The organism is Pseudomonas sp. SP16.1 (assembly GCF_052682975.1).
In genome coordinates, this window is the sequence record NZ_JBQYFZ010000001.1 from 3,480,149 (window position 1) to 3,503,241 (window position 23,093).

The window sequence follows — 23,093 nt, forward strand, 5'->3', positions numbered from 1 at the left end:
CTCGCTTGAGTGCAGATGAAGAGCGCGGCCATACTCGGCCGCTCGAGTCGCTGATGCCTATTCTATGCCGCTACCTTTGGTCTACCACGAGGATTACAGCCCGCCCTTCCCCGCCGGGCACCGTTTTCCCATGGAGAAGTTCCGCCTGCTGCGTGATCACGTCGTCGCCAGCGGCCTGAGCACGGACGCCCAGCTGCGACGCCCCGAACTCTGCCCGGCCGAGGTGCTGGCCCTGGTGCATTGCCCGGACTATATCGCCCGCTATATGGCCGGCGAGCTGGCCCACGAGGAGCAGCGCCGCCTCGGCCTGCCCTGGAGCGAGGCGCTGGCGCGGCGCACCGTGCGCGCGGTGGGCGGCTCGCTGCTGACCGCCGAACTGGCGCTGCGCCACGGCCTGGCCTGCCATCTGGCCGGCGGCACCCACCATGCGCACTATGACTTCCCTTCCGGTTTCTGCATCTTCAACGACCTGGCGGTGATCGCCCGCTACCTGCTGGAAGCCGGGCGGGTGCAGCGGGTGCTGATCTTCGACTGCGACGTGCACCAGGGCGACGGTACCGCGCGGCTGCTGGCAGGCGTAGCGGATGCCGTCACCGTCTCCCTGCACTGCGAGCAGAACTTCCCGGCGCGCAAGGCCGAGAGCGACTGGGACATTCCCCTGCCACGCGGCATGGCCGACGCCGACTACCTCAAGGTAGTGGACGACACGCTGAACTACCTGCTGCCGCTGTACCAGCCGGACCTGGTGCTCTACGACGCCGGCGTCGACGTGCACCGGGACGATGCCCTGGGCTACCTGCAGCTGAGCGACGCCGGTATCGCGGCGCGCGACGAGGCGGTGATCCGCCACTGCCTGGGCCGCGATATCCCCGTGGCCGGAGTGATCGGCGGCGGCTACGACAGGGACCGCGCCGTGCTGGCCCGCCGCCACGGCATCCTGCATCACAGCGCGGCACGGGTCTGGGCGGAAGTGGGGCTGGGTTGAGCGCGGCGTCCATCGGCCCACTAGTTGTGCCGAAAATAGACCGCAACCTAGAGCAACCTTAGGTTTAGCGCACAAAAGAAAAGCTTCTTCGCATAGATTGAGGAAAGTACGGATTGACATCGGACTGGCAAATAAGTGTGTGCTGCCGATGACTTGGCACTATCCATTAGCGCGCTGTCTGGCCTGATGGGTTTCGCCCCTTACGGGCGAGTCACTTTCTCTTGCTTGCCCAAGAGAAAGTAACCAAAGAGAAGGGCACCCCGTTCATCCGGCCCCAGCTGCGCCGGGGTTCCCTCGCTCCATCACCGCTCCAGGGGCCCGCCGCGAAGGGCCATCCCTGGCCCATCGCGGCTCTCGCGGCATCCATGCCGCTCAACCCCTTCCACGGTGATTCCACTCGGCCTCCTGAAGGGGACTTGGGCGTCGTCTGCACCATCGCAGTTGAAGAGCAAAAGCCAAACGCCGCTGACTTTGATCTTCCGGAGATTTCACAAGCTCGCGACCTGGTCCCGTCAGGAGGCCGAGTGGAGGTGTCGCGTAGGGGGACGAGCCGCAGGGATGCGGCGAGAGGCTTAATGGGCCAGGGATGGCCCATGTAAGCCGGCCCCCGGAGCGGCGCCGGAGCGAGGGAAGTTTCGCGCAGCGAAACCCGGATGCCGGGTGCCCTTCTTTGGCACACCTTTCTTGGGCAAGCAAGAAAGGTGTGGCGCCCGTAAGGGGCGCAACCCAAACGTTCGGCAGACGCGGTAACGGATAGTGCCAAGTCAGTAAGCGACGCGCATACAAACTTGCCAGTCCGGTGTCAAGCGCATCCTCCCAGCGAAAATGCGAAGAACCAAAGAAAAGGGGCGGTTACCCGCTTAAAGCATTGCAAGGCTCCCGAACAAGAAAATCCTGTGGATAACTTGTGGGTGGACTAAGGCGTTTTCGGGCTAGCTCCTGCCATCTTTGGCTCAGACCGTTTGTCTCGTTGAATGAATAAGGCTAGCCATGTGAAGGCATAAGCTCAGGGAGACGCTGAGGTTGGGTTGAACGCTGGAAATACTGTGTGCATATACAGAAAACTCTTGCCTCCACTCCCGCCGCTGGCCATGCTGTAGGCCATTCCAATCCGCGACGATGGCCGCCATGCGCCTGTTTCTCTGTGAAAAACCCTCCCAGGCCAAGGACATCGCCAAGGTCCTCGGCGCCACCCGGCGCGGCGACGGCTGCTGGCTGGGTGCCGGGATCGGCGTGACCTGGTGCATCGGCCACCTGCTGGAAACCGCGCCGCCGGACGCCTACGACGCGCGCTACAAGCGCTGGGCGCTGGCCGACCTGCCGATCGTCCCGGCGCAGTGGAAGATGCAGATCAAGGGCAAGACCGCCGGCCAGTACAAGGCGGTCAAGCGCCTGCTCGGCGAGGCCGCCGAACTGGTGATCGCCACCGACGCCGACCGCGAGGGCGAGCTGATCGCCCGCGAGCTGGTCGAGCATTGCCGCTACCGCGGGCCGATCCAGCGCCTGTGGCTGTCGGCGCTGGACGATGCCTCGATCCGCAAGGCGCTGGCGGCGCTCAAGCCGGGCGCGGCGACCTTCAGCCTGTACCAGGCCGCCCTCGGCCGGGCGCGCGCCGACTGGTTGATCGGCATGAACATGAGCCGGCTGTTCACCCTGCTCGGCCGCCAGTCCGGCTATCAGGGCGTGCTGCCGGTCGGCCGGGTGCAGACGCCGACGCTGCGCCTGGTGGTGGATCGCGATCGCGCCATCGCCGCCTTCGTGCCGGCGCCCTACTGGGCCATCGAGGTGCAGCTGCTGGCCGGCGCCACGCCCTTCCGCGCCCAGTGGCGCGCCCCGCAGGATGCCTGCGACGAGCAGGGCCGCTGCCTCAACCAGGCGCTCGCCCAGCAGGCGGCGAGCGCCATGCGCACGGCGGCCAGCGCGCGGTTGGTCAAGCTCGACACCGAACGTCTGCGCGAGGCGCCGCCGCTGCCGTTCGACCTCGGCACCCTGCAGGAGGTCTGCTCGAAGCGACTCGGCCTCGGCGCCCAGGAGACCCTGGATATCGCCCAGGCGCTGTACGAAACGCACAAGGCCATCACCTACCCGCGCAGCGATTGCGGCTACCTGCCGCTGAGCCAGCATGGCGAGGCGCCGGCCATACTCGCCGCCCTCGGCCGCGCCGACCCGAGCCTGGGCGCGCTGCAGACGCACCTCGATCCCCGGCGCCGTTCGCGGGCCTGGAACGACGCCAAGGTCGGCGCCCACCACGGCATCATTCCCACCGCCGCGGCGCCCGATCCCGGTCGCCTGGGCGGCAAGCCGCGGGCGGTCTTCGAGCTGATCCGCGCGCGCTACCTGGCGCAGTTTCTGCCCAACCACGAATACGACCGCACCCAGGCCGACTTCGACTGCGCCGGCCAAGCCCTGCGCGCGGTGGGCAAGCAGATCGTCGAGCCGGGCTGGAAGCGCGCCCTGCCGCAGGCAGTGGCCAGCGCCAAAGGCGAGGCAGCGCCGGCGCAGGAGCTGCCGCTCCTAGCCGAGGCCCAGGAATATCCGGTCCGCGAAGTAAACCTCAAGGACCTCTGGACCCAGCCGCCCAAGCCCTTCACCGAGGGCGACCTGATCAAGGCGATGAAGAACGTCGCCCGCCTGGTGGAGGATCCGCGCCTGAAGCAGAAGCTCAAGGACACCACCGGCATCGGCACCGAGGCGACCCGTGCCAGCATCATCCAGGGCCTGCTCGAACGCGGCTACCTGCGCAAGCAGGGCAAGGCGCTGGCGGCCACCCCGGCGGCCTTCAGCCTGATCGACGCGGTGCCGCGGGCCATCGCCGACCCCGGCACCACGGCGATCTGGGAGCAGGCGCTGGACATGGTGCAGAGCGGCGAGATGAGCCTGGACGAGTTCGTCGCCAAGCAGTCGGCGTGGATGCGCAAGCAGGTCGAGCGCTGCGCCGCGCTGCGCCTGAGCATCAGCGGCCCGGCCGCTCCCACGACGATGCCGTGGAAGGGCAAGCGCAAGCCCGGCACGCGCAAGGCGGCCGGCAAGCGCGCGAGCAAGTCGCTCAGCCCTCGCTAGCGGCCACGCCCAGGCGTCGCGCCAGCACGCCGAAGCGGCGCCGGTACTGCGCCGGAGTCAGACCGACCTTACGGCGGAACAGCCGGCCGAAGAAGCCGGCGTCCTGATAGCCCACCTCCAGGGCGATGGCCTCCACCGGCAGCTCGCCGGCCTCGAGCATCTGCTTGGCGTCCTCCAGGCGCAGGGTGTGCACGTAGTCCAGCGGCGACATGCCGGTGGCCTGGGAGAAGCGGCGCAGGAAGGTGCGCTCGCTCAGCCCGCTCATCTGCACCATGGCCGCCACCGGCGCCTCGGTCTCGTAGTGCAGCGCCGCCCATTCCTGGCAGCGGGCGATCACCGGGTCGGCCTGCTGCCCGGTGCGCAGCATCGCCGCGTACGCCAGCTGGCTGGTGGAATCCCAGTCGAGCAGGTTGAGCCGCGCCATCTGCATCGCCTCCTCGGCGCCGACGAAACGGGCGATCAGGTACAGCGCCAGGGCATGCCAGCTGGTACCGCTGCCGGCCATCACCAGGCGCTGACCCTCGCCGGAGCTGACCAGGGCCTTGTCCGGCTGCCAGCGCACGCGCGGATGCTGGGCCTGCAGGCTCTCGCAGTAGCCCCAGTGCGAGGTGCCTTCGTAGCCGTCGAGCAGCCCGGTGCGCGCCAGCAGCAGCGCGCCGGAGCAGGCCGAGGCCAGGGTCGCGCCGGCGGCATGGCGTTCGCGCAGCCACTGCACCTCGGCATCGTAGCGCGCGTCCAGCGGCTGCCAGGGGCTGATCGCCAGGTCGCTGACGATCACCACATCCAGCGCCGGCGCAGCGGCCAGGCTGGCGTGCGGCTGGATCGGCACCTGGTTGGCGACCTGCAGCGGCAGGCCGTCGCGGCTGAGGATCAGCGGGCGAAAGGGCGAGGCCACCTCGCTCTGGTGCATCAGCATCTGCCAGTCGCGGCAGGTGCCCTGCAGCAGATCGAACAGGCCGAACAGGGTCGAGGCGGTGGTATCGGGCAGGGCGAGCAAGCCGACGCTCAGCGGCAGGTCGTGGCGGCTGGAGGTGGCGCGGGTCGTGGCGGAAATGCCCATTTTCTGACCTGGATGACCTTGGTGCGGTTCGCTCCACGCCCCCAAGATGAAGACGTTGGCGCAGGCCAGCGAACCCGACTTCTGGAGCATAGAACAATGAAAGATGCACACGGACACCATCTGACCGGCTGCAACGTCGAGGCCCTGACCCTGTATGAACGCGGCCTGACCCAGCTGCGCTGCCTGCGCAACGACCCGCTGGCCAGCGCCGACGCGGCGCTGGAGGCCAGCCCGGAACTGGTCATGGGCCACCTGCTGCGCGCCTGGCTGTACCTGATGAGCAGCGAGGGCAGCGCCGTGGCCGAGGCCCGTGCGGCGCTGGAGCGCGCCCGCCGGCTGCCGCACAACGAGCGCGAGGCGCGCCACCTGCAGGCTGCAACACTGTGGGCGGACGGCCACTGGCTGCAGGCCGCGCGCAGCCTGGAAGCGCTCTGCGTCGACTACCCGCACGACCTGCTGGCGCTGCAGGTCGGCCACCAGCTGGACTTCTTCACCGGCGACGCGCGCCGGCTGCGCGACCGCATCGCCCAGGTGCTGCCGGCCTGGTCGCCGCAGGTGCCGGGCTACCACGCGCTGCTCGGCATGTACGCCTTCGGCCTCGAGGAATGCGGCGACTACCGCCTGGCCGAGCGCCTCGGCCGCCAGGCCATCTCCCTCGAGCCCGCCGACGCCTGGGCCCAGCACGCGGTGGCGCATGTGCTGGAGATGCAGGGCCGGCGTGAGGAAGGCATCGCCTGGATGCGCGGCAACAGCGCCTGGCAGCCGGACAATATGCTCGCCGTGCACAACTGGTGGCACCTGGCGCTGTACCACCTGGAGCTGGGCGACAGCGCCGCCGTGCTCGAACTGCTGGACGGCGCCATCGACGCCAGCGGCTCGCAGATCGCCCTCGAGCTGGTGGACGCCAGCGCGCTGCTCTGGCGCCTGCAGCTGCGCGGCGTCGAGGTGGCGCCGCGCTGGCAGGACCTGGCCGAGCGCTGGGCGCCGCTGGCCGACGACGGCCGCTACGCCTTCAACGACCTGCACGCCTGCCTGGCCTTCGCCGGCGCCGGCCGCGGCGACCTGCTAGAACGGGTGCGCGCAGCCCAGACAGAGGCCCTGCGGCGCGACGACGACAATGCCTGGATGACCCGCGAGATCGGCGCCCCGGCCATCGAGGCGCTGCTGGCCTTCCACGAGGGCCGCTACGCCCGCTGCGTCGAACTGCTGCGCGCGATCCGCAACCAGGCGCAGCGCTTCGGCGGCAGCCATGCGCAGCGCGACCTGCTCGACCAGACGCTGATCGCCGCCGCCCAGCGCGGCGGCCAGAGCGGCCTGGCCACCGCCCTGGAGAACGAACGGCGGCTGCTGGCCGGGCAGCGCGCGGTGCATTGAGGCGTGGCCGCCTGAGTCCGAGCCGCGCCCAGCGGCTCGGGCAGCGTTTCTTAGCCGGCCAGCACCTTGTCCAGCGCCTGCTCCAGGGTCGCCACGCTGCGCTCGATATGGCCCAGCTTGTCCAGCCCGAACAGGCCGAGGCGGAAGGTCTGGAAGTCCGCCGGCTCGTCGCATTGCAGCGGCACGCCGGCGGCGATCTGCAGGCCGGCGGCGGCGAACTTGGCGCCGCTCTTGATCTGCGCGTCATCGGTGTAGCAGACCACCACCCCCGGTGCCTCGAAGCCCTTGGCCGCGACGCTCTTGAAGCCGCGGGCGGCCAGCAGCGCGCGTACCCGCTCACCCAGTTCCTGCTGTTGCCGGCGCAGGAGGTCGAAACCTATGGCCTCGGCCTCCTTCATCGCATCGCGGAAACGCGCCAGGGCGTCGCTGGGCATGGTGGCGTGGTAGGCGTGGCCGCCCTGCTCGTAGGCCTGCATGATCTGCAGCCACTTCTTCAGGTCGCAGGCGAAGCTAGTGCTCTGGGTCGCCTCGACGCGCGCCCGGGCCGCTTCGCTGAGCATCACCAGGGCGCAGCACGGCGAGGCGCTCCAGCCCTTCTGCGGCGCGCTGATCAGCACGTCGACGGCGCAGGCCTGCATGTCCACCCAGAGCGCGCCGGAGGCGATGCAGTCGAGCACGAACAGGCCGCCGACCGCGTGCACGGCCTCACCCACCGCGCGCAGGTAGTCGTCCGGCAGGATCATGCCGGAGGAGGTCTCCACATGCGGGGCGAACACCAGCTGCGGCTTCTCGGCGGCGATGGTCTCCAGCACCTCGTCCAGCGGCGCCGGGGCGAAGGCGGCCTGGCTACCGCCCGTTACCGGACGGGCCTTGAGCACCAGAGCTTCGGCGGGAATCCGGCCCATCTCGAAGATCTGCGTCCAGCGGTAGCTGAACCAGCCGTTGCGGATCACCAGGCACTTCTGGTCGGTCGCCAACTGCCGCGCCACCGCCTCCATGCCGTAGGTGCCGCTACCCGGCACCACCGCCACGGCATGGGCGTTGTAGACCTGCTTAAGCGTCGCTGAAATATCGCGCATCACGCCCTGGAACGACTGCGACATATGGTTCAGCGAGCGGTCGGTGTAGACCACCGAATATTCGATCAGGCCTTCGGGATCGATGTCGGGGCAGATCTGGGACATAACGGGCTCCAGCCGAAGAGGTTCGCCCCAGAACCTGCCCCAAGCCCGGGCAAATGACAAGGCCGCGGAACACTCGGGTAGAATGCGCAGCCTCCGCGGCCCGCCATTGCCTCCCCATGACCACTTCCCCCCAGCCCTCCACTTATCACGTCGCCATCATCGGTGGCGGCCCCGCCGGGCTGATGGCCGCCGAGGTGCTGGCCGGCGCCGGCGTGCGTGTGGAGCTGTTCGACGCCATGCCCTCGGTGGGGCGCAAGTTCCTGCTGGCCGGCGTCGGCGGCATGAATATCACCCATTCCGAACCCAAGGAAGCCTTCGTCGGCCGCTACGGCGAGCGCCAGGCCGAGGTCGCGGCACTGCTGCGGGATTTCGATGCAGACGCCCTGCGCGCCTGGATTCAGGGCCTCGGCATCGATACCTTCGTCGGCACCTCCGGCCGCGTGTTCCCCAGCGACATGAAGGCCGCGCCGCTGCTGCGTGCCTGGCTGCGCCGCCTGCGCGAGCTGGGCGTGACGATCCACACCCGCAGCCGCTGGCTCGGCTGGAACGACGACGGCAGCCTGCGTATCGCCACGCCGGACGGCGAACGCGCACTGACCGCCGATGCCTGCCTGCTCGCCCTCGGCGGCGGCAGCTGGGCGCGACTGGGCTCCGACGGCGCCTGGACGACGCTGCTGCAGGCGCGCGGTGTCGAGGTCGCGGCGCTGCAGCCAAGCAACTGCGGCTTCGAGGTGACGCTGTGGAGCGAGCATCTGCGCAGGAAGTTCGCCGGCGCGCCACTGAAGAACGTCGCCCTCAGCCTGCCCGACCAGGCCGCGCGCATCGGCGAGTTCGTCCTCACCGAGCGCGGCGTCGAGGGCAGCCTGGTGTACGCCTTCTCCGCCGCGATTCGCCGCACCATCGCGGCCGCCGGCCAGGCCGTGATCAGCCTCGATCTACTGCCGCAGACGCCACTGGCCAGGCTGCAGCAGGCGCTGAGCAAGCCGCGCGGCAAGCAGTCGATGGCCAAGCACCTGCAGCGCCAGGCCGGGTTGGACGGGGTCAAGGCCGCCCTGCTGCGCGAGCTGGCGCCGCCCGCCGCCTTCGCCGATCCGGCCGCCCTGGCGCCCTGGATCAAGGCGCTGCCAATCGCCCTGCTGCGCCCACGGCCGCTGGACGAGGCGATCAGCAGCGCCGGCGGCGTGCCCTTCGAGGCATTGGATGACGGCCTGATGCTCAAGGCCCTGCCCGGCGTGTTCTGCGCCGGCGAAATGCTCGACTGGGAGGCGCCCACCGGCGGCTATCTGCTCACCGCCTGCTTCGCCAGCGGCCGGGTGGCGGCGCGGGGCGTGCTCGACTGGCTGAAGATCCCGCTGTAGGAGCCCGCTTGCGGGCGATGGGTTCTCGCGCCGAGCGGATCGCCCGCAAGCGGGCTCCTCCGGAACGATCGTGACCGTTTGTCGCCCGGATGCAAGCCGGGAGCAGACTGGAGACAGCGCTCCCGGATTACATCCGGGCTACAGCTGAGTGCGGTGCCCTACTTCTTGCCGCCCTTGGGCTTGCCGCCGAAGCTCGGCACCTTGCGCACCGCCTTGGCCTTGGGCTTGGCATCCTCTTCCTCGAACCAGCGGCCGAGGTGGATGGCGCCCTTGCCGGCCGGCTTGGCGGCGCCGGGGATCAATTTCTGCTTGGGCTTCTTCGGTTTCTTCAGCACCTGGCCGCCAACCGCCGTCAGCGGTACGCGGTGGTCGGGAATGAAATCAGGCTCGTCGACGCGCTTGATCAACTGCCGGGTCAGGTTCTCGATGGCCGCCAGCTGCTCCACCTCGTCGGCGCACACCAGCGAGATCGCCTCGCCCGTGGCGCCGGCGCGGCCGGTGCGGCCGATGCGGTGCACGTAGTCCTCGGCGTTGATCGGCAGATCGAGGTTGACCACCAGCGGCAGGTCATCGATATCCAGCCCGCGCGCGGCCACGTCGGTGGCCACCAGCACCTGCACCTCGCCGGCCTTGAACCGCTCCAGGGCGCGCAGGCGCGCCGGCTGCGGCTTGTCGCCGTGGATCGAGTCGGCGGCCACACCGATGGCCAGCAGCTCCTGTTCCAGCTGATCGACGCCCTTGCGCGTCTTGGCGAACACCAGCACCTGGCCCCAGCGCTTGGCCTGCAGCAGATGCAGGAACAGCTCGCCCTTGCGCTTCTTGTCCACCGGGATCAGCCACTGCTTGACGCTCTTGGCGGCGGCGTTGCGCGGACTGACTTCCACCGACAGCGGGTCGCGCAGCAGCTCGCCGGCCATCTGCCGGATGACGTCGGAAAAGGTCGCGGAGAACAGCAGGGTCTGGCGCTTCTTCGGCAGCGCGCTGAACAGCTCGTCCAGCTCGCGGGCGAAACCCAGGTCGAGCATGCGGTCGGCCTCGTCGAGCACCAGGCACTGCAGCTGGGCGAACTTCACCGCGTTCTGCCGGTACAGGTCGAGCAACCGGCCCGGGGTGGCCACCAGCACGTCGACGCCCTTGCGCAGCTTCATCATCTGCGGATTGATGCTGACCCCGCCATATACCGCGTAGCACGACAGCGGCAGGTGCTGGCCGTAGACCAGAAAGCTCTGCAGCACCTGCTCGGCCAGCTCGCGGGTCGGCGCCAGCACCAGCGCGCGCACCGAGTTGCTCGCCACCTGCGGGCCTTCCAGGGTCAGGCGCTGCAGCAGCGGCAGGGCGAAGCCGGCGGTCTTGCCGGTGCCGGTCTGCGCCGCGGCCATCAGGTCGCGCCCCTTGAGCACGGCGGGAATCGCCTGGCTCTGCACCGGGGTCGGGGTCTGGTAGGCGAGGCCGTCGAGGCTGCGCAGCAGCGGCTCGATCAGGCCGAGGGAGGCGAAGGTCATGGGGGCAACCGGTCGAAAAGAAACAGGCGCGCAGTTTACCCGCGCCGGCACTCTTGTAGGAGCCCGCTTGCGGGCGATGCCTTCGCGTCATCGACAATCGCAGCAAGACCAGCCGCCCTCGCTGCTCCCTGTAGCCAGATGCAATCCGGGGAGCCTGACGGCAAGGCGTGCCGGATGGCATCCGGGCTACGAAGCGCTAGCCGGCCGCCAGCAGCGCGCGCACCTTGGCTGCCGGCAGCTTCTGCAGCTGGCAGAGGAAGGCGTGGTCGGCCTGATGCCGGCCATGGCGATGATGCAGCAGATCGAACAGATGCAGGGTCAGGTTCGCCGCCATCTCGGCGTCGGCCAGGGCGCGGTGGGCGCGGCCGGTATCCGGCAGCCCGGCCCAGGCGTTGAGGTTGCCCAGCTTGTGGCTCGGCGCGTCCGGCAGCAGCCGCCGCGAGAGCAGCAGCGAACAGGCGAAGGGCTGCGAGCGCCGGCGGCGGATGCGCGCCAGCTCGGCGTCCCAGAACTTCTGGTCGAAGGCGGCGTTGTGCGCCAGCAACGGCCGCTCGCCGATGAAGTCGGCCACCTCGTTCATCACCTGCTCCGACGGCGGCGCCTCGCGCAGCATGGCGTTGCTGATGCCGGTGAGCTGCTCGATAAAGGGCGGCACCCAGGCGCCGCCGTTCATCAGGCTCTGGTAGCGGTCGACGATCTGCCCGCCCTCGATGATCGCCACGCCGATCTCGGTGGCGCGCGCCCGGTCCGGCGCCATGCCGGTGGTTTCGAAGTCGATGATGGCGATGGATTCCACGATGGTCCTTACGAATTCTTCAGAAGCAGGTCGCCCTCGACGGGCACGTAACGGCTGGCGGCGCGGATCAGCGACTGCGCGGTCAACCCCGGCACGCCATAGGCGATCGCCTCGACGCCGCGACTGCGCACCCGCTCCAGGAGCAGATCGAAGTCGCCGTCGCCGGAGCCCAACACGATGCAGTCGACCCGCTCGGCGGCGTCGAGCACGTCGATGCAGATGCCGACGTCCCAGTCGCCCTTGGCCGAGCCGTCGCTGCGCTGGATATAGGGTTTGAGCTTCACGCAGAAGCCGAGCTTGCGCAGGATCTGCTGGAACTGCTGCTGGCGGGCGTCGCCACGGTCGATGGCATAGGCGTAGGCCTCGACGATCTGGCCCTGGCGGCTGAGCTCGGCCCAGAACGCGGCGTAGTCGAAATGGCAGCCATGCACCTGGCGCACCGTGTAGTAGAGGTTCTGTACGTCGGCGAATACGGCGATCTTCTTCACCGGGCATCCTCGGGCGGCGGGCGGAAAGCGCCGCCAGTATGCCAGAGCGGCGCCGTCGGCGCGGCGGTCGATGCGCCTCTGCTACAGTGCGCTTTTTTCGTTCGCCGAGCCCTGCCGATGAGTCCACTGTCCGTCCTGCGCGATGCCTGGTTCTTCTTCAGCCACAACCTGGCCGCCATCGCCCGCCTGTGCCTGCCGCTGCTGCTGCTCGAGGCCACCTGCCAGGCGCTGCTGGCGGCTCAGCTCGGCGAAGAGGCCAATCCGGCCTACGCCATCCTCCTCGGCGTGCTGTTCTATCCGCTCTACGCGGCGCCGTTGATCCTCTTCGTCGACGCCCGCAGCAACGGTCGCGACCTGCCCGGCAGCGCGCTGCTGGGCGCCGCCCTGCGCCTGTGGCCGGCGTTCGCCCTGCTCGCCGGGCTGAGCACCCTGGCGACCCTGCTAGGCCTCTCGCTACTGGTGCTGCCGGGCATCTGGATCATGGTCAGGCTGGCGTTCGCCGAGCTGCTGCTGGTGCTGCGCGGGCAACCGCCGCTGACCGCGCTGCAGGGCAGCTTCGCGCTGACCAACGGTCGCTTCTGGCCGGTTTTCGCCTGCCTGGCCGGCGTGCTGCTGCCGCTCTGGCTGCTCGACTGGTGGACCCTGCCGAGCCGCGATGACAGCCTGCTGTGGGTGCTGCAGCAGGCGGCCAGCGGCTTCCTCCAGCTGTTCGCCCTGGTGGTGCTGTACCGCCTGCTGATGCTGATCGACACGCAGCCGGCAGGGCAGGACAACCGCGACTAGCTGGCGGCCGGGCGAGGCAGGAGCCGAAGCCCGGGTAGTTTTTCCGCGGCCTGCTAGGCTTGTCGGTCCCGCCAGCAAGGAGCATCACCATGAGCGACGCCAACCCCAGCATCCTGTCCCACATTTCCATTGGCACCAACCAGTTCGAGGCGGCCTGCGAGTTCTACGCCAAGGTACTGGCGACCCTCGGTTGCAAGGAGATCATGCGCCACCCTGGCGCGGTGGCGTTTGGCCGCGAGTACCCGGAGTTCTGGGTGCAGACGCCGATCGACGGCCAGCCGGCCACCCTCGGCAACGGCAGCCACTTCGGTTTCAATGCGCCGGACAAGGAGTCGGTACGGGCCTTCTACCAGGCCGCGCTGGCAGCCGGCGCCCGCGGCGAGGGCGAGCCGGGACCGCGCGCGGAATACGGCGAGCCCTACTACGGCTGCTTCGTGCGCGACCTCGACGGCCACAAGATCGAGGCTACCTACTGGGACATGGCGCTGGTCCATGAGCTCTACGTCGACCCGCACACCCACTAGCAGGAGCCCCTATAGAGCTGGCGGGAACTGACGAATATGTGGGAGCCCCGCCCCCGGGGCGAAGCTTTTCAGTCGTCTGCGCCAGCCATTCGCCGTGGGCGCGACTCCCACCGGAGCGGCGGCCTCATGCCTTGGCGCTCAGGCGCGCCCGGAACCCTGCGGCTTGAGCCCGGACAGGCGCGGTAGCAGCACCTTCTCGAACAGCCGCGGGAAGAAGCGCGCCAGCACCCGCGCGCGCCAGTCGACGTTGGACAGCACCAGCAGCCGCCGACGCCTGAGTGCGCCGTGGTAGATGGCCTCGGCGACGTCCTGCGGCGACGCCACCTTGCCCATCGCCAGCGGCGGCTGCGCGGCCACCGAACCGTCGCCGACCAGGGCGTTCTTGCGCAGGTCGGTGGCGGTGAAGCCGGGGCACACCAGCATCACGTTCACTCCCGAGCCCTTGAGTTCGTAGCGCAGGGTCTCGAACAGCCCGTGCAGCGCGTGCTTGCTGGCGTTATAGGCGCTGCGGTAGAGCAAGGGGGCGATGCCCGACAGCGAGCTGAGCACGATGATCTGCCCACCGCGGGCGATCAGGCTGGGCAGCGCCGCCCGGGTGCAGTGCAGCGCGCCGAAGTAGTTGACCGCCATGACCCGCTGGAATACCTCCAGGCTGGTGTCGGCGAAGGTGCTGCGGTGGGTGATGCCGGCGTTGTTGACCAGCACGTCGATGCCGCCGAAGCGCTCGATGGCCAGTGCCACGGCGCGCTGCACCGCCTCGGCGTCGGCGACGTCGCACAGCAGGCCGAGGGCCTCGGCGTTGTGGTGGTCGTGCAGGTGCTGCACCAGACTGTCGAGCGCCGCCTGCTGCAGGTCGAGAATCACCAGCCGCGCGCCGGCCTGGGCCATGCGCACCGCCAGCGCGCGGCCGATCCCGGCGCAACCGCCGGTGATCAGCACCACCTTGCGGTCGAATACCTTGTTGGCGAATACCTTGCGATACATGCGCTGCCCCCACCTTCCAAGCCGTGCCGACACTACAACCTGTTATGGCTGCCATCGCAACAGGGCGGCGTGGCCGTGTGCTTGCAGCCGCAGAAAAATATCCGCTCGGCGCACTCGGCATGGTACTTCAGCGGGGTCAGCCCGCTGCCCTTGTGGCTGCCGTCGCAGAACGGCTGGCTGGCGCTGCGTCCGCAACGGCACCAGAAGTAGTCCCGCCCGGCTTCCACCTCGACCGCATAGGGCCCGCGCTGGGCGATCAGCGGCTCGTTCATCGTCCCCTCCCGGCGGGATGCCAGCACGCCTGGGCCGACGGGCCGCAGTCGGGTATCCTCGCCTTCTCCCAGCATAGTCGCCCGCGTCGCCATGTCCCTGTCCCGCCCGCTTCGCCTGCTCCTGCTCGCCCTGCTCGCGCTGCCCGGCATTCTCCTGCTGTTCCATGCCCTGAGCTGGCGCCCGGCGCCGCGCGAGGCGGCGCCGCTGGCCTGCAGCGGCCAGGTGCCGCAGCTGCAGCCGGGACAGGCGCTCAAGGTGATGACCTGGAACGTCCAGTACCTGGCCGGCAAGGGCTACGTGTTCTGGTACGACCTGCCCGGCGGCGACGGCCCCGACGACCGGCCCAGCGCCGCGGACCTGGCCATCACCTTGGGCGAAGTGGTGCGCGTGCTGCGCGACGAACAGCCGGACCTCGTCCTGCTGCAGGAACTGCACGACGGCGCCCGTGCCAGCGACCACCAGGACCAGCTGGCGCTGCTGCAGGCGCGCCTGGTCGGCCTCTACCCCTGCGCCAGCCAGGCCTTCTACTGGAAAGCCCGCTTCGTGCCGCACCCGCGCATCCTCGGCAGCGTCGGCATGAAGCTCGCCACCCTGAGCCGCTTCCAGATCGCCCGGGCCGAGCGCCTGCAGCTGCCACAGCTGCCCAGCGACCCGTGGCAGCGCCCGTTCCAGCTCAAGCGCGCGCTGTTGGTCAGCCATCTGCCGATTCGCGGCGGCAGCGAGCTGGTGGCGATCAACACCCATTTCGATGCCTTCGCCCAGGGCCATGACACCATGCAGCGCCAGGTGCAGATGACCGACGGCCTGCTCCGGCAGCTGCAGGCCTCGGGCGCGCCCTGGTTGCTCGGCGGCGACCTCAACCTGCTGCCGCCCGGCCAGTATCGCCAGTTGCCGGCGGAGCAGCGCGGCTGGTACGCCGCCGACAGCGAACTGCAGGCGCTGGCCGCGCGCTACCCGATGATCCCCAGCCTGGATCAGGTCAACGGCGGTCAGCAGCGGCGCTGGTACACCCACTACCCCAACGACCCGACCGCCAGCGGCCCGGACCGCACCCTCGACTACCTGTTCCACAGCCCGCGCCTGACCCGCCTGAGCAGCGCGGTGCGCCAGCACGATACGCAGGGCATCTCCGACCATCTGCCGGTGATCGGCCGCTTCTTTCTGCCCAATCTCGACTGACGGGTCGTCGCCCGAGGGCTGGACAAGCAGCGCATCGGTTGGCCATGCTGGCCGCCAACAAGACGGTACCGAGCCGCGTTTTTCCCGATGCCAAGACCCTGCCGCCTCCTGCTCGCCGCCCTGCTATGGCTGCCGAGCCTTGCCGCCACGGCCGCGACCGACGCGCTGCGCCAGGTCAACGTCGGCTATTACGAGTTCCCGCCCTATTCCTACACCGACGCGCAAGGCCTACCCAGCGGCGCGATCCTCGAACTCAGCGCGCGGCTGCTGGAGCATGCCGGCTACCAGGCGAGCTTCCGCTCCTACCCTGGCGCACGCCTGTATGGCGGCCTGCAGGACGGCAGCGTGCAGCTGTGGCCGGGCGCGCCGGGTAAGACGGAGCTCATCGGCCATACCCTGGAGACCCGCCAGGAGCTGGGGCAGATCGCCCTCAACCTGTACTTTCGCCCGGATACCCTGTTGCCGCGCCTGCCCGAGGATCTCGCCGGCCAGGGGGTGATCCTGATCAGTGGCTACAGCTACTGGCAGCCGGTCAGCCAGTGGCTGAACGACCCGGCGCTGGGCATAGTGACGCACCGCACCGCCAGCCACACCGCGGCCCTGCAAATGCTCCAGCGCCGCCGCGGCGACTACCTGTTGGACTACCAGATGCCGGTGGAGCAGGCGCGCCGCCGCCTGGGCATGGCCGAGTTGCCCTTTGTCCAGTTGCAGCGCCTGCCGCTGAAGCTGATCGTCTCGCGCCATGCTCCCGGCGCCGAGGCGCTGCGCGACGCCCTCGACCGCGCCTACGAGGAACTGCACGCCGCCGGCGCGGATCTGCGTCTGCCCTGAATCGGATATCCGGTGCGCTCGGCGCCCCTACGAGAGCGCTGCGCGCCCGCTACTTGCGCGGCTTGGCCCGCGCAGTGGGCTCGGCGATCAGCGGATCGTCCGGCCAGTAGTGCTTGGGGTACCTGCCCTTCAAATCCTTCTTCACCTCGGCGTAGGTCCCCGCCCAGAAGCTGGCCAGGTCCTGGGTCACCTGTACCGGCCGGCGCGCCGGCGAAAGCAGGTGCAACTTGAGGCCGACGCGGCCACCGGCGATGCGCGGCGTGGCGGCCAGGCCGAACAGCTCCTGCAGGCGCACGGCGAGCACCGGCGGGTTCTCCGCGTAGTCGATGGCGATGCGCGAGCCGGACGGCACCGCCAGCGCCCGCGGCGCCAGCTCGTCGAGACGTTGCGGTAGCGGCCAGGGCAGCAGCGTCTGCAGGATCGCCGGCAGGTCGAGATTGGCGAAATGGCTGAGGCGATTGACCTTGCTCAGGTAGGGCGTCAGCCACTGCTCGAGGCCGGCCAACAGCGCGGCATCGGACAGATCCGGCCAGTCGCTCTGCCCCTGCTGCTGCAGGTCCAGCTCGCGCAGCAGCGCCACCCGCGCCTGCCACTGGCGCAGCTCCGGCGTCCAGGGCAGCAGCGCCAGGCCCTTGCGCCGCACCAGACCGATCAGCGCTCGGCAGCGCGCGTCTTCATCGAGCGAATCCAGCGCCTGCCGCTCCAGCACCAGTTCGCCGACCCGGCGCTGACGCTCGGCGCGCAGCACGCCCTCGCGCTCGTCCCAGTCGAGCAATTCCTGCACGCGCACCTGCTCGGCCAGTTCGCTCTCGAATAACGCCGGGTCGAGGTCGGCGGCGAGATAAATGCGCTCCTCACGCTGGCCCTGACGGCTGCCCAGATCGGCCACCACCAGCCATTCGTGCTTCATCAGCGCATCGGCCTCGGCGAACTGCGCGGCGCGACCGTTGGCCAGGCGGTAGTCGGCGCCGCCAGCGCGGCGCTGCTGGGCGATGCGATCGGGATAGGCGAAGGCCAGCAGGCAACCAAGCCAGCGTGGATGCTCGGGGTCGCTCACCGCCTGGACCACCGGCCTGCCCTTGAGCAGGCCCTGGAATTGCCGGGCCAGCTGCCGGGCACGCTGCACGCCGCCTTGAGCGGAGCGCCCGGCGCGGCTTTCGCCGCTGAGCAGGGCCAGGCGGCTGTGCAGATCGGCGCCAGCGCCACGCAAGATATCGCGCTCGGACAGCAACGCCGCCAGCTCGCAGGCCAATGCGCCCAGGCCCAGCGCCTGGCCGCGCAGCAGCAGATGGGCGATACGCGGATGCGCCGGCAACTCGGCCATCGCCTGGCCGTGGGCATTGAGCGCACCACGCTCATCCAGCGCGCCGAGGCGGTCGAGCAGGTCCAGCGCCTGGGCGTAGGCGGCCGGCGGCGGCAGGTCCAGCCAGGCCAGCTCCTGCGGCGTCACGCCCCAGCGCAGCAGTTGCAGGGCCAGCCCGGACAGGTCGGCCGCAAGGATCTCGGCGCTCGAATAGGCGCTGAGCTGCTCGTGCTGCGCCTGCGACCACAGTCGGTAGCAGGCGCCTGGCTGCAGGCGGCCGGCGCGGCCGGCGCGCTGGGTGGCGGAGGCGCGGGAGATGCGTTGGGTATCGAGACGGGTCATGCCGCTGGCCGGGTCGAAACGCGGCACCCGCGCCAGGCCGGCGTCGATGACCACGCGCACGCCGTCGATGGTCAGACTGGTCTCGGCGATATTGGTGGCCAGCACCACCTTGCGCATGCCGGGCGATGCCGGCTCGATGGCGGCGCGCTGGCCGACGAGGTCGAGTTCGCCGTGCAGCGGGCAGAGCAGGACGTCGTCGCGGCCGGCCAGCGCCTCGCCCAGTTGCTCGGCCACGCGGCGGATCTCGGCCTGGCCCGGGAGGAATACCAACAGGCTGCCGGGCTCGTCGGTCAACGCCTGCTGCACGGTCTGCAGCACCCGCGGCTCGATCCACTCGCCCGCCTGGAACGGCGCGCCCCAGCGGATATCCACCGGGAACAGGCGCCCTTCGCTGCGCAGCACCGGGGCATCGCCGAGCAGCGCGGCGAGGCGCTCGCCCTCCAGGGTGGCGGACATCAGCAGCACCTTGAGCGGCGTCTCGCCGCTGCCTGCGCCGCGCAGCATGGCGCGGCCGTTGAGGGTAAGGGCCAGGGTCAGGTCGGCATCCAGGCTGCGCTCGTGGAACTCGTCGAAGATCACCAGGCCGACGCCTTCCAGCGCCGGGTCGTCCTGCAGACGGCGGGCGAGGATGCCCTCGGTGACCACCTCGATGCGCGTGCTCGGCCCGACCTTGCTGTCCAGGCGGATGCGGTAGCCGACGGTCTCACCGACCCGCTCGCCCAGCTCGCTGGCCAGGCGCTCGGCGGCCGCGCGGGCGGCCAGACGACGCGGCTCGAGCATAAGGATCGACTGGCCCGCCAGCCAGGCCTGGTCCAGCAGCGCCAGCGGTACGCGGGTGGTCTTGCCGGCGCCGGGCGGCGCCTCCAGTACGGCTTCGTCACGGGCGGCCAGGGCCTCGCGCAGGGCCGGCAGCAGGGCATCGATGGGCAGGGCGTTCATGGGCTCTCCACGGCAGGCCGGCGATTATAACGTCGAACTGCCAACCGGCTCGCGGGTCAGAGAAATCGGGCAGCAGTTTTGCAATCACCGCCTTGCTATAGTTGCGCCACTTTTCCCTGGAGGTGCCCGATGCGCACGCAATCCCGTGTTATCGCCGGCGTTCTCGCCGTCGCCCTGTTCACCCAGCTGACCGCCTGCGGCACGCTGTTCTACCCGGATCGCCGCGGCCAGATCGAAGGCAAGATCGATCCGGCGGTCGCCGCCATGGATGCCATCGGCATCCTGTTCTTCGTCATTCCCGGACTGATCGCCTTCGCCATCGACTTCGCCACCGGCGCCATCTATCTCCCCGGCGGGCAGAGCGCCCAACTCGATCCGCAGCAGCTGCAGCGGGTGATCGGCGCCGACGGCAAGGTCGATCAGCTGGCGCTCAAGGCGCTGATCGAGCGCAGCACCGGCCACCAGCTGCCGCTGGACGATCCGCGCCTGATCCAGCACGGCGGTAACGTCGAGCAGTTGGCCGCCTTCGGCCTGCGTCCGGCGGCCTGAGCCGCCCATGTCCAAGCAGCGCCAGCATGCCCGGCTGATGCGCCTGGCCACCGCCGCGGCCCTGGCGGTGGCGCTGAGCCTGGTACTGGCCAAGGCCATCGCCTGGTGGCTGAGCGGCTCGGTCAGCCTGCTGGCCGGCCTGACCGACTCGCTGCTCGATAGCGCCGCGTCGCTGGTCAACCTGGTGGCGGTGCACTTCGCCCTGCAACCAGCGGACGACGATCATCGCTACGGCCATGGCAAGGCCGAGGCGCTGGCCGGCCTCGGTCAGGCGCTGTTCGTCGGTTTCAGCGCCGTGCTGGTGGGTGTGCAGGGCGTGCAGCGCCTGCTCGCGCCGCAGCCGCTGGCCGCCGAGGGCCTGGGCATCGCGGTGATGCTGCTGGCGCTGGCGCTGACCGTCGCCTTGCTGGCGTTCCAGCGCCACGTGGTGCGCGAGACCGGTTCCACCGCCATCCATGCCGACTCGCTGCATTACCGCTCCGACATCCTGCTCAACGGCAGCATCCTCCTGGCCCTGCTACTGACCCGCTTCGGCTGGCAGCAGATGGACGCGCTGTTCGCCATCGCCATCGCCTTCTACATCTTGTGGAGCGCCATCAGCATCGTCCGCGGCGCGGTGGCGGTGCTGATGGACCAGGAACTGCCGCCGGAGATCAGCGCACGCATGCACGAGCTGACCTGCGCGGTCCCCGGCGTGCTCGGCGCCCACGATCTGCGCACGCGGATTTCCGGCACCCGCTGGTTCGTCCAGCTGCATCTGGAGCTGCCCGGCGAGATCAGCCTGTCCCAGGCTCATGCGCGCTGCGAGGCGGTGGAGGCGGCGATCCGCGCCGAATTCCCGCGCGCCGAGGTACTGGTGCACCCCGACCCGCCGGAAGTGGTCAGGCACTGAGGCTGGCGCCCGCCATCAGAGCCCATGAGCGGCCGGTGCGCGCGGCGCACCCTACGGCCGACGAGACCAATAAAAAAGGGGCCTTGCGGCCCCCTCGGGAAATCTGTCCGGTGCTGGCGGTGTTGTCGCCGCTTTCGTCGCCCGCCTGGTTGGGCGGTGCGGACCCGGGTGCCGCTACGATCCGGTGGGATCGGCGGCGCCGGCTCGCCTGGTTGGGCGAAGCCGGTGGGACTTGTCGTCCGGGCCGTGAAACTGAGGGAAAGCTTACGCGGATGACGGCGAAGAAAGATTGCGAAGATTGCTAAGCTATCCGCTACTTGCGCAATTTTTATCTACAAGCGCATGATTTGAAGCAATTCAAATAGAAAGCGAGCCTGCAATGAACAAACTCGACCGCTACGACCTTAATATCCTCGCCGAATTGCAGCGCGACGCCGGGCTGTCCAACCAGGAGCTGGCCGAACGCATCGGCCTGTCGCCCTCGCCCTGCTCGCGGCGGGTCAAGCAACTGGAAGACGACGGCTATATCCTCGGCCAGGTCGCCCTGCTCGATCGCAAGAAGCTCGGTCTGAGCCTGACCGCCTACGTGCTGATCGGCATGGACCGGCATACGCCGGAGCGCTTCGAGCACTTCCAGGAACAGATCCGCAAGTGTCCCGAGGTGCTGGAATGCTGTCTGGTCACCGGGATGGACGCCGACTACCAGCTCAAGGTGGTGGTGCCGGACATGGATCATTACCAGAAGCTGCTGCTGGGCACTCTGACCCGCATCGATGGCGTCTCCAGCGTGCGTTCGAGCTTTGTCCTGCAGCAGATCCTGTCCAGCACGCAGCTGCCGTTACAGCACCTGCGCGACTGAAAGTCGCAGGGAGAAACGGATCATGCCGCGGTCCAAGACAGGGCGCGTATAATCCCCGCCCTGTTTTTTCCGTCCGAATCCCGAGGCTCCATGGAAACCGAACAATTCGAAGCCCTGATGATGTACGTGCTGGTCGGCGGGCTGATGCTGTTCATGTTCTTCATCATCTGGGACCTGGCGAGGACGTCCAAGGCCGGCCGCCTCGGCACCGCCATCCTGTTCCTCGGCCTGGGCCTATGCCTGTTCGCCTTCCTCGCCAAGCCGATCATCAGCTACATCATCGAGACCGCGCGCGGCATTCACGGCTGAGTGTGGGTGAAATCGTAGCGAGCCGAGGCTGGTCGCGTTTCGCCTGCGCGAAGCAAGCGGAGCGTATCGAAGCGAGCACAGCCAAAATCGAGATGCCGAGCGCAGTCGAGGTGTCGCCGCCCCGGCACGAGGCGTCTGAACGCCTCAGGGCCGCCCTCTAGAACGCGGTCTGCAGCCAATCAAGGAGTTTTCATGAGCGCCGCCAATGTGGTGATGCAGAGCTATGGACGCTGCTGCGCCAGCCCGGATTTCTTCGACGGCTTCTACCGTCATTTCCTCGCCAGTTCGCCGCTGATCCGCGAGAAGTTCGCCAATACCGACATGAGCGGGCAAAAGCTGCTGCTACGCCAGGGCATCCTCAACCTGGTGATGCACGCCCGCGGCATGCCCGACACCAAGCTGCGCGCCCTCGGCGAATCGCACTCGCGCCAGCGCCTGGATATCCGCCCCGAACTCTATGACCTGTGGCTCGACGCGCTGCTGCTGACCATCAGCGAGCACGACAAGGAGTGCGATGCGGATATTCGCCAGGCCTGGCGTGAAGTGCTGAACAAAGGTATCGCCGTGATCAAGGCCGGCTATTGATTCAGGTCATGTTCGCCAGGGCCCCGGCCCTGCGACAAAATGCCCGCTGCGCTGTACGCCTCAACGATCGCTGCGGCGCGCACCGCGGCCGCAGCGGTTCTCCCCATCCCCATCCAGCGGTGACTACTCGACCGAGCACAGGAGCAGGCGCTGGCCTGACGGATCGGCGTAACCCTGGTGCGCGCGGCGCACCCTACAGGGACACCGCCAGCCGTAGGGTGCGCCGTGCGCACCAACTCCCCCGATCGCCATCAACGACGCCCCTCTACGGCAGTAACGCCGGCACCTCGCGCCACTGACCGGGCTGCAGACCATCCAACGTCCAAGGGCCGATAGCCACCCGTACCAGGCGCAGGGTGGGCAGGCCGACCGCGGCGGTCATGCGTCGCACCTGGCGGTTGCGCCCCTCGCGGATCACCAGCTCCAGCCAACTCGTCGGCACGCTCTTGCGAAAGCGCACCGGCGGGTTGCGCTGCCACAACTGCGGTTCGTCCAGCAGGCGCGCCTCGGCCGGCAGGGTCGGGCCGTCGTTGAGTGTCACGCCGTCGCGCAACAGCTGCAATTGCGCCTCGCTCGGCTCGCCCTCCACCTGCACCCAGTAGGTCTTCGCCAGCTTATGCCTGGGGTCGGCGATGCGTGCCTGCAGGCGCCCGTCGTTGGTCAGCAGCAACAGGCCTTCGCTATCGCGGTCCAGGCGCCCGGCCGGATAGACGCCTGGCACCTCGACGAAATCCTTGAGCGTGGCGCGGCCCTGCTCGTCGTTGAACTGGGTCAGCACGTCGAACGGCTTGTTCAGCAGGATCAGCCGCGGCTCGGCCGGCGGCGCCTTGGCCACGCGGCGCGGGGCGGCGGGACGACGAGTTTGCGGGGGGCGGCTGGGACGAGGCATGCGGCGACGTTCGGCTGGACTGGGCCGGGCAGTGTAACCCAGGCC

General features: G+C 69.2%; 22 protein-coding genes. 13 read left to right on the forward strand and 9 right to left on the reverse strand.

Annotated features, from left to right (window positions below):
- Positions 1–64: 64 nt before the first annotated feature.
- Both ACUTAF_RS16640 and ACUTAF_RS16645 read left to right on the forward strand, forming a co-directional pair.
- The gene (locus tag ACUTAF_RS16640; protein WP_445581002.1) at positions 65–985 is read left to right on the forward strand and encodes a histone deacetylase family protein; all 921 of its coding nucleotides are present in this window, start codon (positions 65–67) and stop codon (positions 983–985) included.
- A 1,128-nt stretch (positions 986–2,113) separates the two neighbouring features.
- Positions 2,114–4,045: a DNA topoisomerase III gene (locus ACUTAF_RS16645; RefSeq protein ID WP_445581003.1), complete on the forward strand. Its 1,932-nt coding sequence runs from the start codon at positions 2,114–2,116 to the stop codon at positions 4,043–4,045.
- Here ACUTAF_RS16645 and ACUTAF_RS16650 read toward each other — a convergent pair.
- Complete coding sequence (locus tag ACUTAF_RS16650) at positions 4,032–5,105, reverse strand: GlxA family transcriptional regulator (protein WP_445581004.1); 1,074 nt, start codon at positions 5,103–5,105, stop codon at positions 4,032–4,034. The two genes, ACUTAF_RS16645 and ACUTAF_RS16650, sit on opposite strands and share 14 nt — an antisense overlap.
- A gap of 96 nt (positions 5,106–5,201) precedes the next feature.
- Here ACUTAF_RS16650 and ACUTAF_RS16655 point away from each other — a divergent pair, with 96 nt between their 5' ends.
- On the forward strand, positions 5,202–6,479 hold the full coding sequence (locus ACUTAF_RS16655; RefSeq protein WP_445581005.1) for a tetratricopeptide repeat protein: 1,278 nt from the start codon (positions 5,202–5,204) through the stop codon (positions 6,477–6,479).
- 50 nt (positions 6,480–6,529) lie between these two features.
- Here the strand turns inward: ACUTAF_RS16655 and ACUTAF_RS16660 are convergent, their stop codons facing one another.
- Entirely contained in the window at positions 6,530–7,663 is a 1,134-nt protein-coding gene (locus tag ACUTAF_RS16660; RefSeq protein ID WP_445581006.1) for an aminotransferase class V-fold PLP-dependent enzyme, read from the reverse strand.
- A 116-nt stretch (positions 7,664–7,779) separates the two neighbouring features.
- Between ACUTAF_RS16660 and ACUTAF_RS16665 the strand changes: the two genes are divergently transcribed.
- A complete protein-coding gene (locus ACUTAF_RS16665) occupies positions 7,780–9,021 on the forward strand; it encodes a TIGR03862 family flavoprotein (RefSeq protein WP_445581007.1) in 1,242 nt (413 codons plus the stop codon).
- Positions 9,022–9,179: 158 nt separating this feature from the next.
- On the opposite strand, the gene ACUTAF_RS16670 is transcribed toward ACUTAF_RS16665, so the two are convergent.
- From ACUTAF_RS16670 to ACUTAF_RS16680, 3 genes are all read right to left on the reverse strand, one after another.
- Positions 9,180–10,523 (reverse strand): DEAD/DEAH box helicase, encoded by a 1,344-nt coding sequence (locus tag ACUTAF_RS16670; RefSeq protein ID WP_445581008.1) that lies wholly within the window; start codon positions 10,521–10,523, stop codon positions 9,180–9,182.
- Between the two features lie 196 nt (positions 10,524–10,719).
- Complete coding sequence (locus tag ACUTAF_RS16675; protein ID WP_445581009.1) at positions 10,720–11,319, reverse strand: 3'-5' exonuclease; 600 nt, start codon at positions 11,317–11,319, stop codon at positions 10,720–10,722.
- 8 nt (positions 11,320–11,327) lie between these two features.
- Entirely contained in the window at positions 11,328–11,807 is a 480-nt protein-coding gene (locus ACUTAF_RS16680) for a LabA-like NYN domain-containing protein (protein ID WP_445581010.1), read from the reverse strand.
- Between the two features lie 117 nt (positions 11,808–11,924).
- On the opposite strand from ACUTAF_RS16680, the gene ACUTAF_RS16685 reads away from it, so the two are divergent.
- Positions 11,925–12,590, forward strand: coding sequence for a hypothetical protein (locus ACUTAF_RS16685; protein ID WP_445581011.1), 666 nt, complete (start codon positions 11,925–11,927; stop codon positions 12,588–12,590).
- Between the two features lie 89 nt (positions 12,591–12,679).
- Complete coding sequence (locus ACUTAF_RS16690; RefSeq protein WP_445581012.1) at positions 12,680–13,114, forward strand: VOC family protein; 435 nt, start codon at positions 12,680–12,682, stop codon at positions 13,112–13,114.
- Positions 13,115–13,252: 138 nt separating this feature from the next.
- On the opposite strand, the gene ACUTAF_RS16695 is transcribed toward ACUTAF_RS16690, so the two are convergent.
- Both ACUTAF_RS16695 and ACUTAF_RS16700 read right to left on the reverse strand, forming a co-directional pair.
- Positions 13,253–14,098, reverse strand: a complete 846-nt coding sequence (locus tag ACUTAF_RS16695) for an SDR family oxidoreductase (protein ID WP_445581013.1) — start codon at positions 14,096–14,098, stop codon at positions 13,253–13,255.
- Positions 14,099–14,130: 32 nt separating this feature from the next.
- Positions 14,131–14,370: a CDGSH iron-sulfur domain-containing protein gene (locus ACUTAF_RS16700; protein ID WP_445581014.1), complete on the reverse strand. Its 240-nt coding sequence runs from the start codon at positions 14,368–14,370 to the stop codon at positions 14,131–14,133.
- Positions 14,371–14,461: 91 nt separating this feature from the next.
- Here ACUTAF_RS16700 and ACUTAF_RS16705 point away from each other — a divergent pair, with 91 nt between their 5' ends.
- On the forward strand, positions 14,462–15,550 hold the full coding sequence (locus tag ACUTAF_RS16705) for an endonuclease/exonuclease/phosphatase family protein (protein ID WP_445581015.1): 1,089 nt from the start codon (positions 14,462–14,464) through the stop codon (positions 15,548–15,550).
- Between the two features lie 87 nt (positions 15,551–15,637).
- Positions 15,638–16,381 carry a substrate-binding periplasmic protein gene (locus ACUTAF_RS16710; RefSeq protein WP_445581016.1) on the forward strand — a complete coding sequence of 248 codons (744 nt, stop codon included), beginning with the start codon at positions 15,638–15,640 and terminating at the stop codon, positions 16,379–16,381.
- 49 nt (positions 16,382–16,430) lie between these two features.
- Here the strand turns inward: ACUTAF_RS16710 and hrpB are convergent, their stop codons facing one another.
- Positions 16,431–18,965, reverse strand: coding sequence for an ATP-dependent helicase HrpB (gene hrpB, locus ACUTAF_RS16715; RefSeq protein WP_445581017.1), 2,535 nt, complete (start codon positions 18,963–18,965; stop codon positions 16,431–16,433).
- 129 nt (positions 18,966–19,094) lie between these two features.
- Between hrpB and ACUTAF_RS16720 the strand changes: the two genes are divergently transcribed.
- The 5 genes from ACUTAF_RS16720 to ACUTAF_RS16740 all read left to right on the forward strand — a co-directional run bounded on the left by ACUTAF_RS16720 (position 19,095) and on the right by ACUTAF_RS16740 (position 22,159).
- Positions 19,095–19,514 carry a polyribonucleotide nucleotidyltransferase gene (locus tag ACUTAF_RS16720; protein WP_445581018.1) on the forward strand — a complete coding sequence of 140 codons (420 nt, stop codon included), beginning with the start codon at positions 19,095–19,097 and terminating at the stop codon, positions 19,512–19,514.
- A 7-nt stretch (positions 19,515–19,521) separates the two neighbouring features.
- Positions 19,522–20,406 carry a cation diffusion facilitator family transporter gene (locus ACUTAF_RS16725; RefSeq protein ID WP_445581019.1) on the forward strand — a complete coding sequence of 295 codons (885 nt, stop codon included), beginning with the start codon at positions 19,522–19,524 and terminating at the stop codon, positions 20,404–20,406.
- Between the two features lie 379 nt (positions 20,407–20,785).
- A complete protein-coding gene (locus tag ACUTAF_RS16730; RefSeq protein WP_012019674.1) occupies positions 20,786–21,265 on the forward strand; it encodes an Lrp/AsnC family transcriptional regulator in 480 nt (159 codons plus the stop codon).
- Positions 21,266–21,355: 90 nt separating this feature from the next.
- Positions 21,356–21,574 carry a DUF2788 domain-containing protein gene (locus ACUTAF_RS16735; RefSeq protein ID WP_445581020.1) on the forward strand — a complete coding sequence of 73 codons (219 nt, stop codon included), beginning with the start codon at positions 21,356–21,358 and terminating at the stop codon, positions 21,572–21,574.
- Positions 21,575–21,766: 192 nt separating this feature from the next.
- Complete coding sequence (locus tag ACUTAF_RS16740; RefSeq protein WP_445581021.1) at positions 21,767–22,159, forward strand: globin; 393 nt, start codon at positions 21,767–21,769, stop codon at positions 22,157–22,159.
- A 265-nt stretch (positions 22,160–22,424) separates the two neighbouring features.
- On the opposite strand, the gene ACUTAF_RS16745 is transcribed toward ACUTAF_RS16740, so the two are convergent.
- Positions 22,425–22,994 (reverse strand): pseudouridine synthase, encoded by a 570-nt coding sequence (locus ACUTAF_RS16745; protein ID WP_445582463.1) that lies wholly within the window; start codon positions 22,992–22,994, stop codon positions 22,425–22,427.
- Between the last annotated feature and the right edge of the window lie 99 nt (positions 22,995–23,093).

Bases quoted from the DNA above. Each gene is read 5' to 3' on its own strand.
- ACUTAF_RS16735 (WP_445581020.1), top strand. From the start codon at position 21,356: ATGGAAACCGAACAATTCGAAGCCCTGATGATGTACGTGCTGGTCGGC.
- ACUTAF_RS16650 (WP_445581004.1), bottom strand. From the start codon at position 5,105: ATGGGCATTTCCGCCACGACCCGCGCCACCTCCAGCCGCCACGACCTG.
- hrpB (WP_445581017.1), bottom strand. From the start codon at position 18,965: ATGAACGCCCTGCCCATCGATGCCCTGCTGCCGGCCCTGCGCGAGGCC.
- ACUTAF_RS16700 (WP_445581014.1), bottom strand. From the start codon at position 14,370: ATGAACGAGCCGCTGATCGCCCAGCGCGGGCCCTATGCGGTCGAGGTG.
- ACUTAF_RS16690 (WP_445581012.1), top strand. From the start codon at position 12,680: ATGAGCGACGCCAACCCCAGCATCCTGTCCCACATTTCCATTGGCACC.
- ACUTAF_RS16670 (WP_445581008.1), bottom strand. From the start codon at position 10,523: ATGACCTTCGCCTCCCTCGGCCTGATCGAGCCGCTGCTGCGCAGCCTC.
- ACUTAF_RS16730 (WP_012019674.1), top strand. From the start codon at position 20,786: ATGAACAAACTCGACCGCTACGACCTTAATATCCTCGCCGAATTGCAG.
- ACUTAF_RS16725 (WP_445581019.1), top strand. From the start codon at position 19,522: ATGTCCAAGCAGCGCCAGCATGCCCGGCTGATGCGCCTGGCCACCGCC.
- ACUTAF_RS16660 (WP_445581006.1), bottom strand. From the start codon at position 7,663: ATGTCCCAGATCTGCCCCGACATCGATCCCGAAGGCCTGATCGAATAT.
- ACUTAF_RS16695 (WP_445581013.1), bottom strand. From the start codon at position 14,098: ATGTATCGCAAGGTATTCGCCAACAAGGTATTCGACCGCAAGGTGGTG.
- ACUTAF_RS16655 (WP_445581005.1), top strand. From the start codon at position 5,202: ATGAAAGATGCACACGGACACCATCTGACCGGCTGCAACGTCGAGGCC.
- ACUTAF_RS16705 (WP_445581015.1), top strand. From the start codon at position 14,462: ATGTCCCTGTCCCGCCCGCTTCGCCTGCTCCTGCTCGCCCTGCTCGCG.
- ACUTAF_RS16710 (WP_445581016.1), top strand. From the start codon at position 15,638: ATGCCAAGACCCTGCCGCCTCCTGCTCGCCGCCCTGCTATGGCTGCCG.
- ACUTAF_RS16640 (WP_445581002.1), top strand. From the start codon at position 65: ATGCCGCTACCTTTGGTCTACCACGAGGATTACAGCCCGCCCTTCCCC.
- ACUTAF_RS16685 (WP_445581011.1), top strand. From the start codon at position 11,925: ATGAGTCCACTGTCCGTCCTGCGCGATGCCTGGTTCTTCTTCAGCCAC.
- ACUTAF_RS16665 (WP_445581007.1), top strand. From the start codon at position 7,780: ATGACCACTTCCCCCCAGCCCTCCACTTATCACGTCGCCATCATCGGT.
- ACUTAF_RS16720 (WP_445581018.1), top strand. From the start codon at position 19,095: ATGCGCACGCAATCCCGTGTTATCGCCGGCGTTCTCGCCGTCGCCCTG.
- ACUTAF_RS16740 (WP_445581021.1), top strand. From the start codon at position 21,767: ATGAGCGCCGCCAATGTGGTGATGCAGAGCTATGGACGCTGCTGCGCC.
- ACUTAF_RS16645 (WP_445581003.1), top strand. From the start codon at position 2,114: ATGCGCCTGTTTCTCTGTGAAAAACCCTCCCAGGCCAAGGACATCGCC.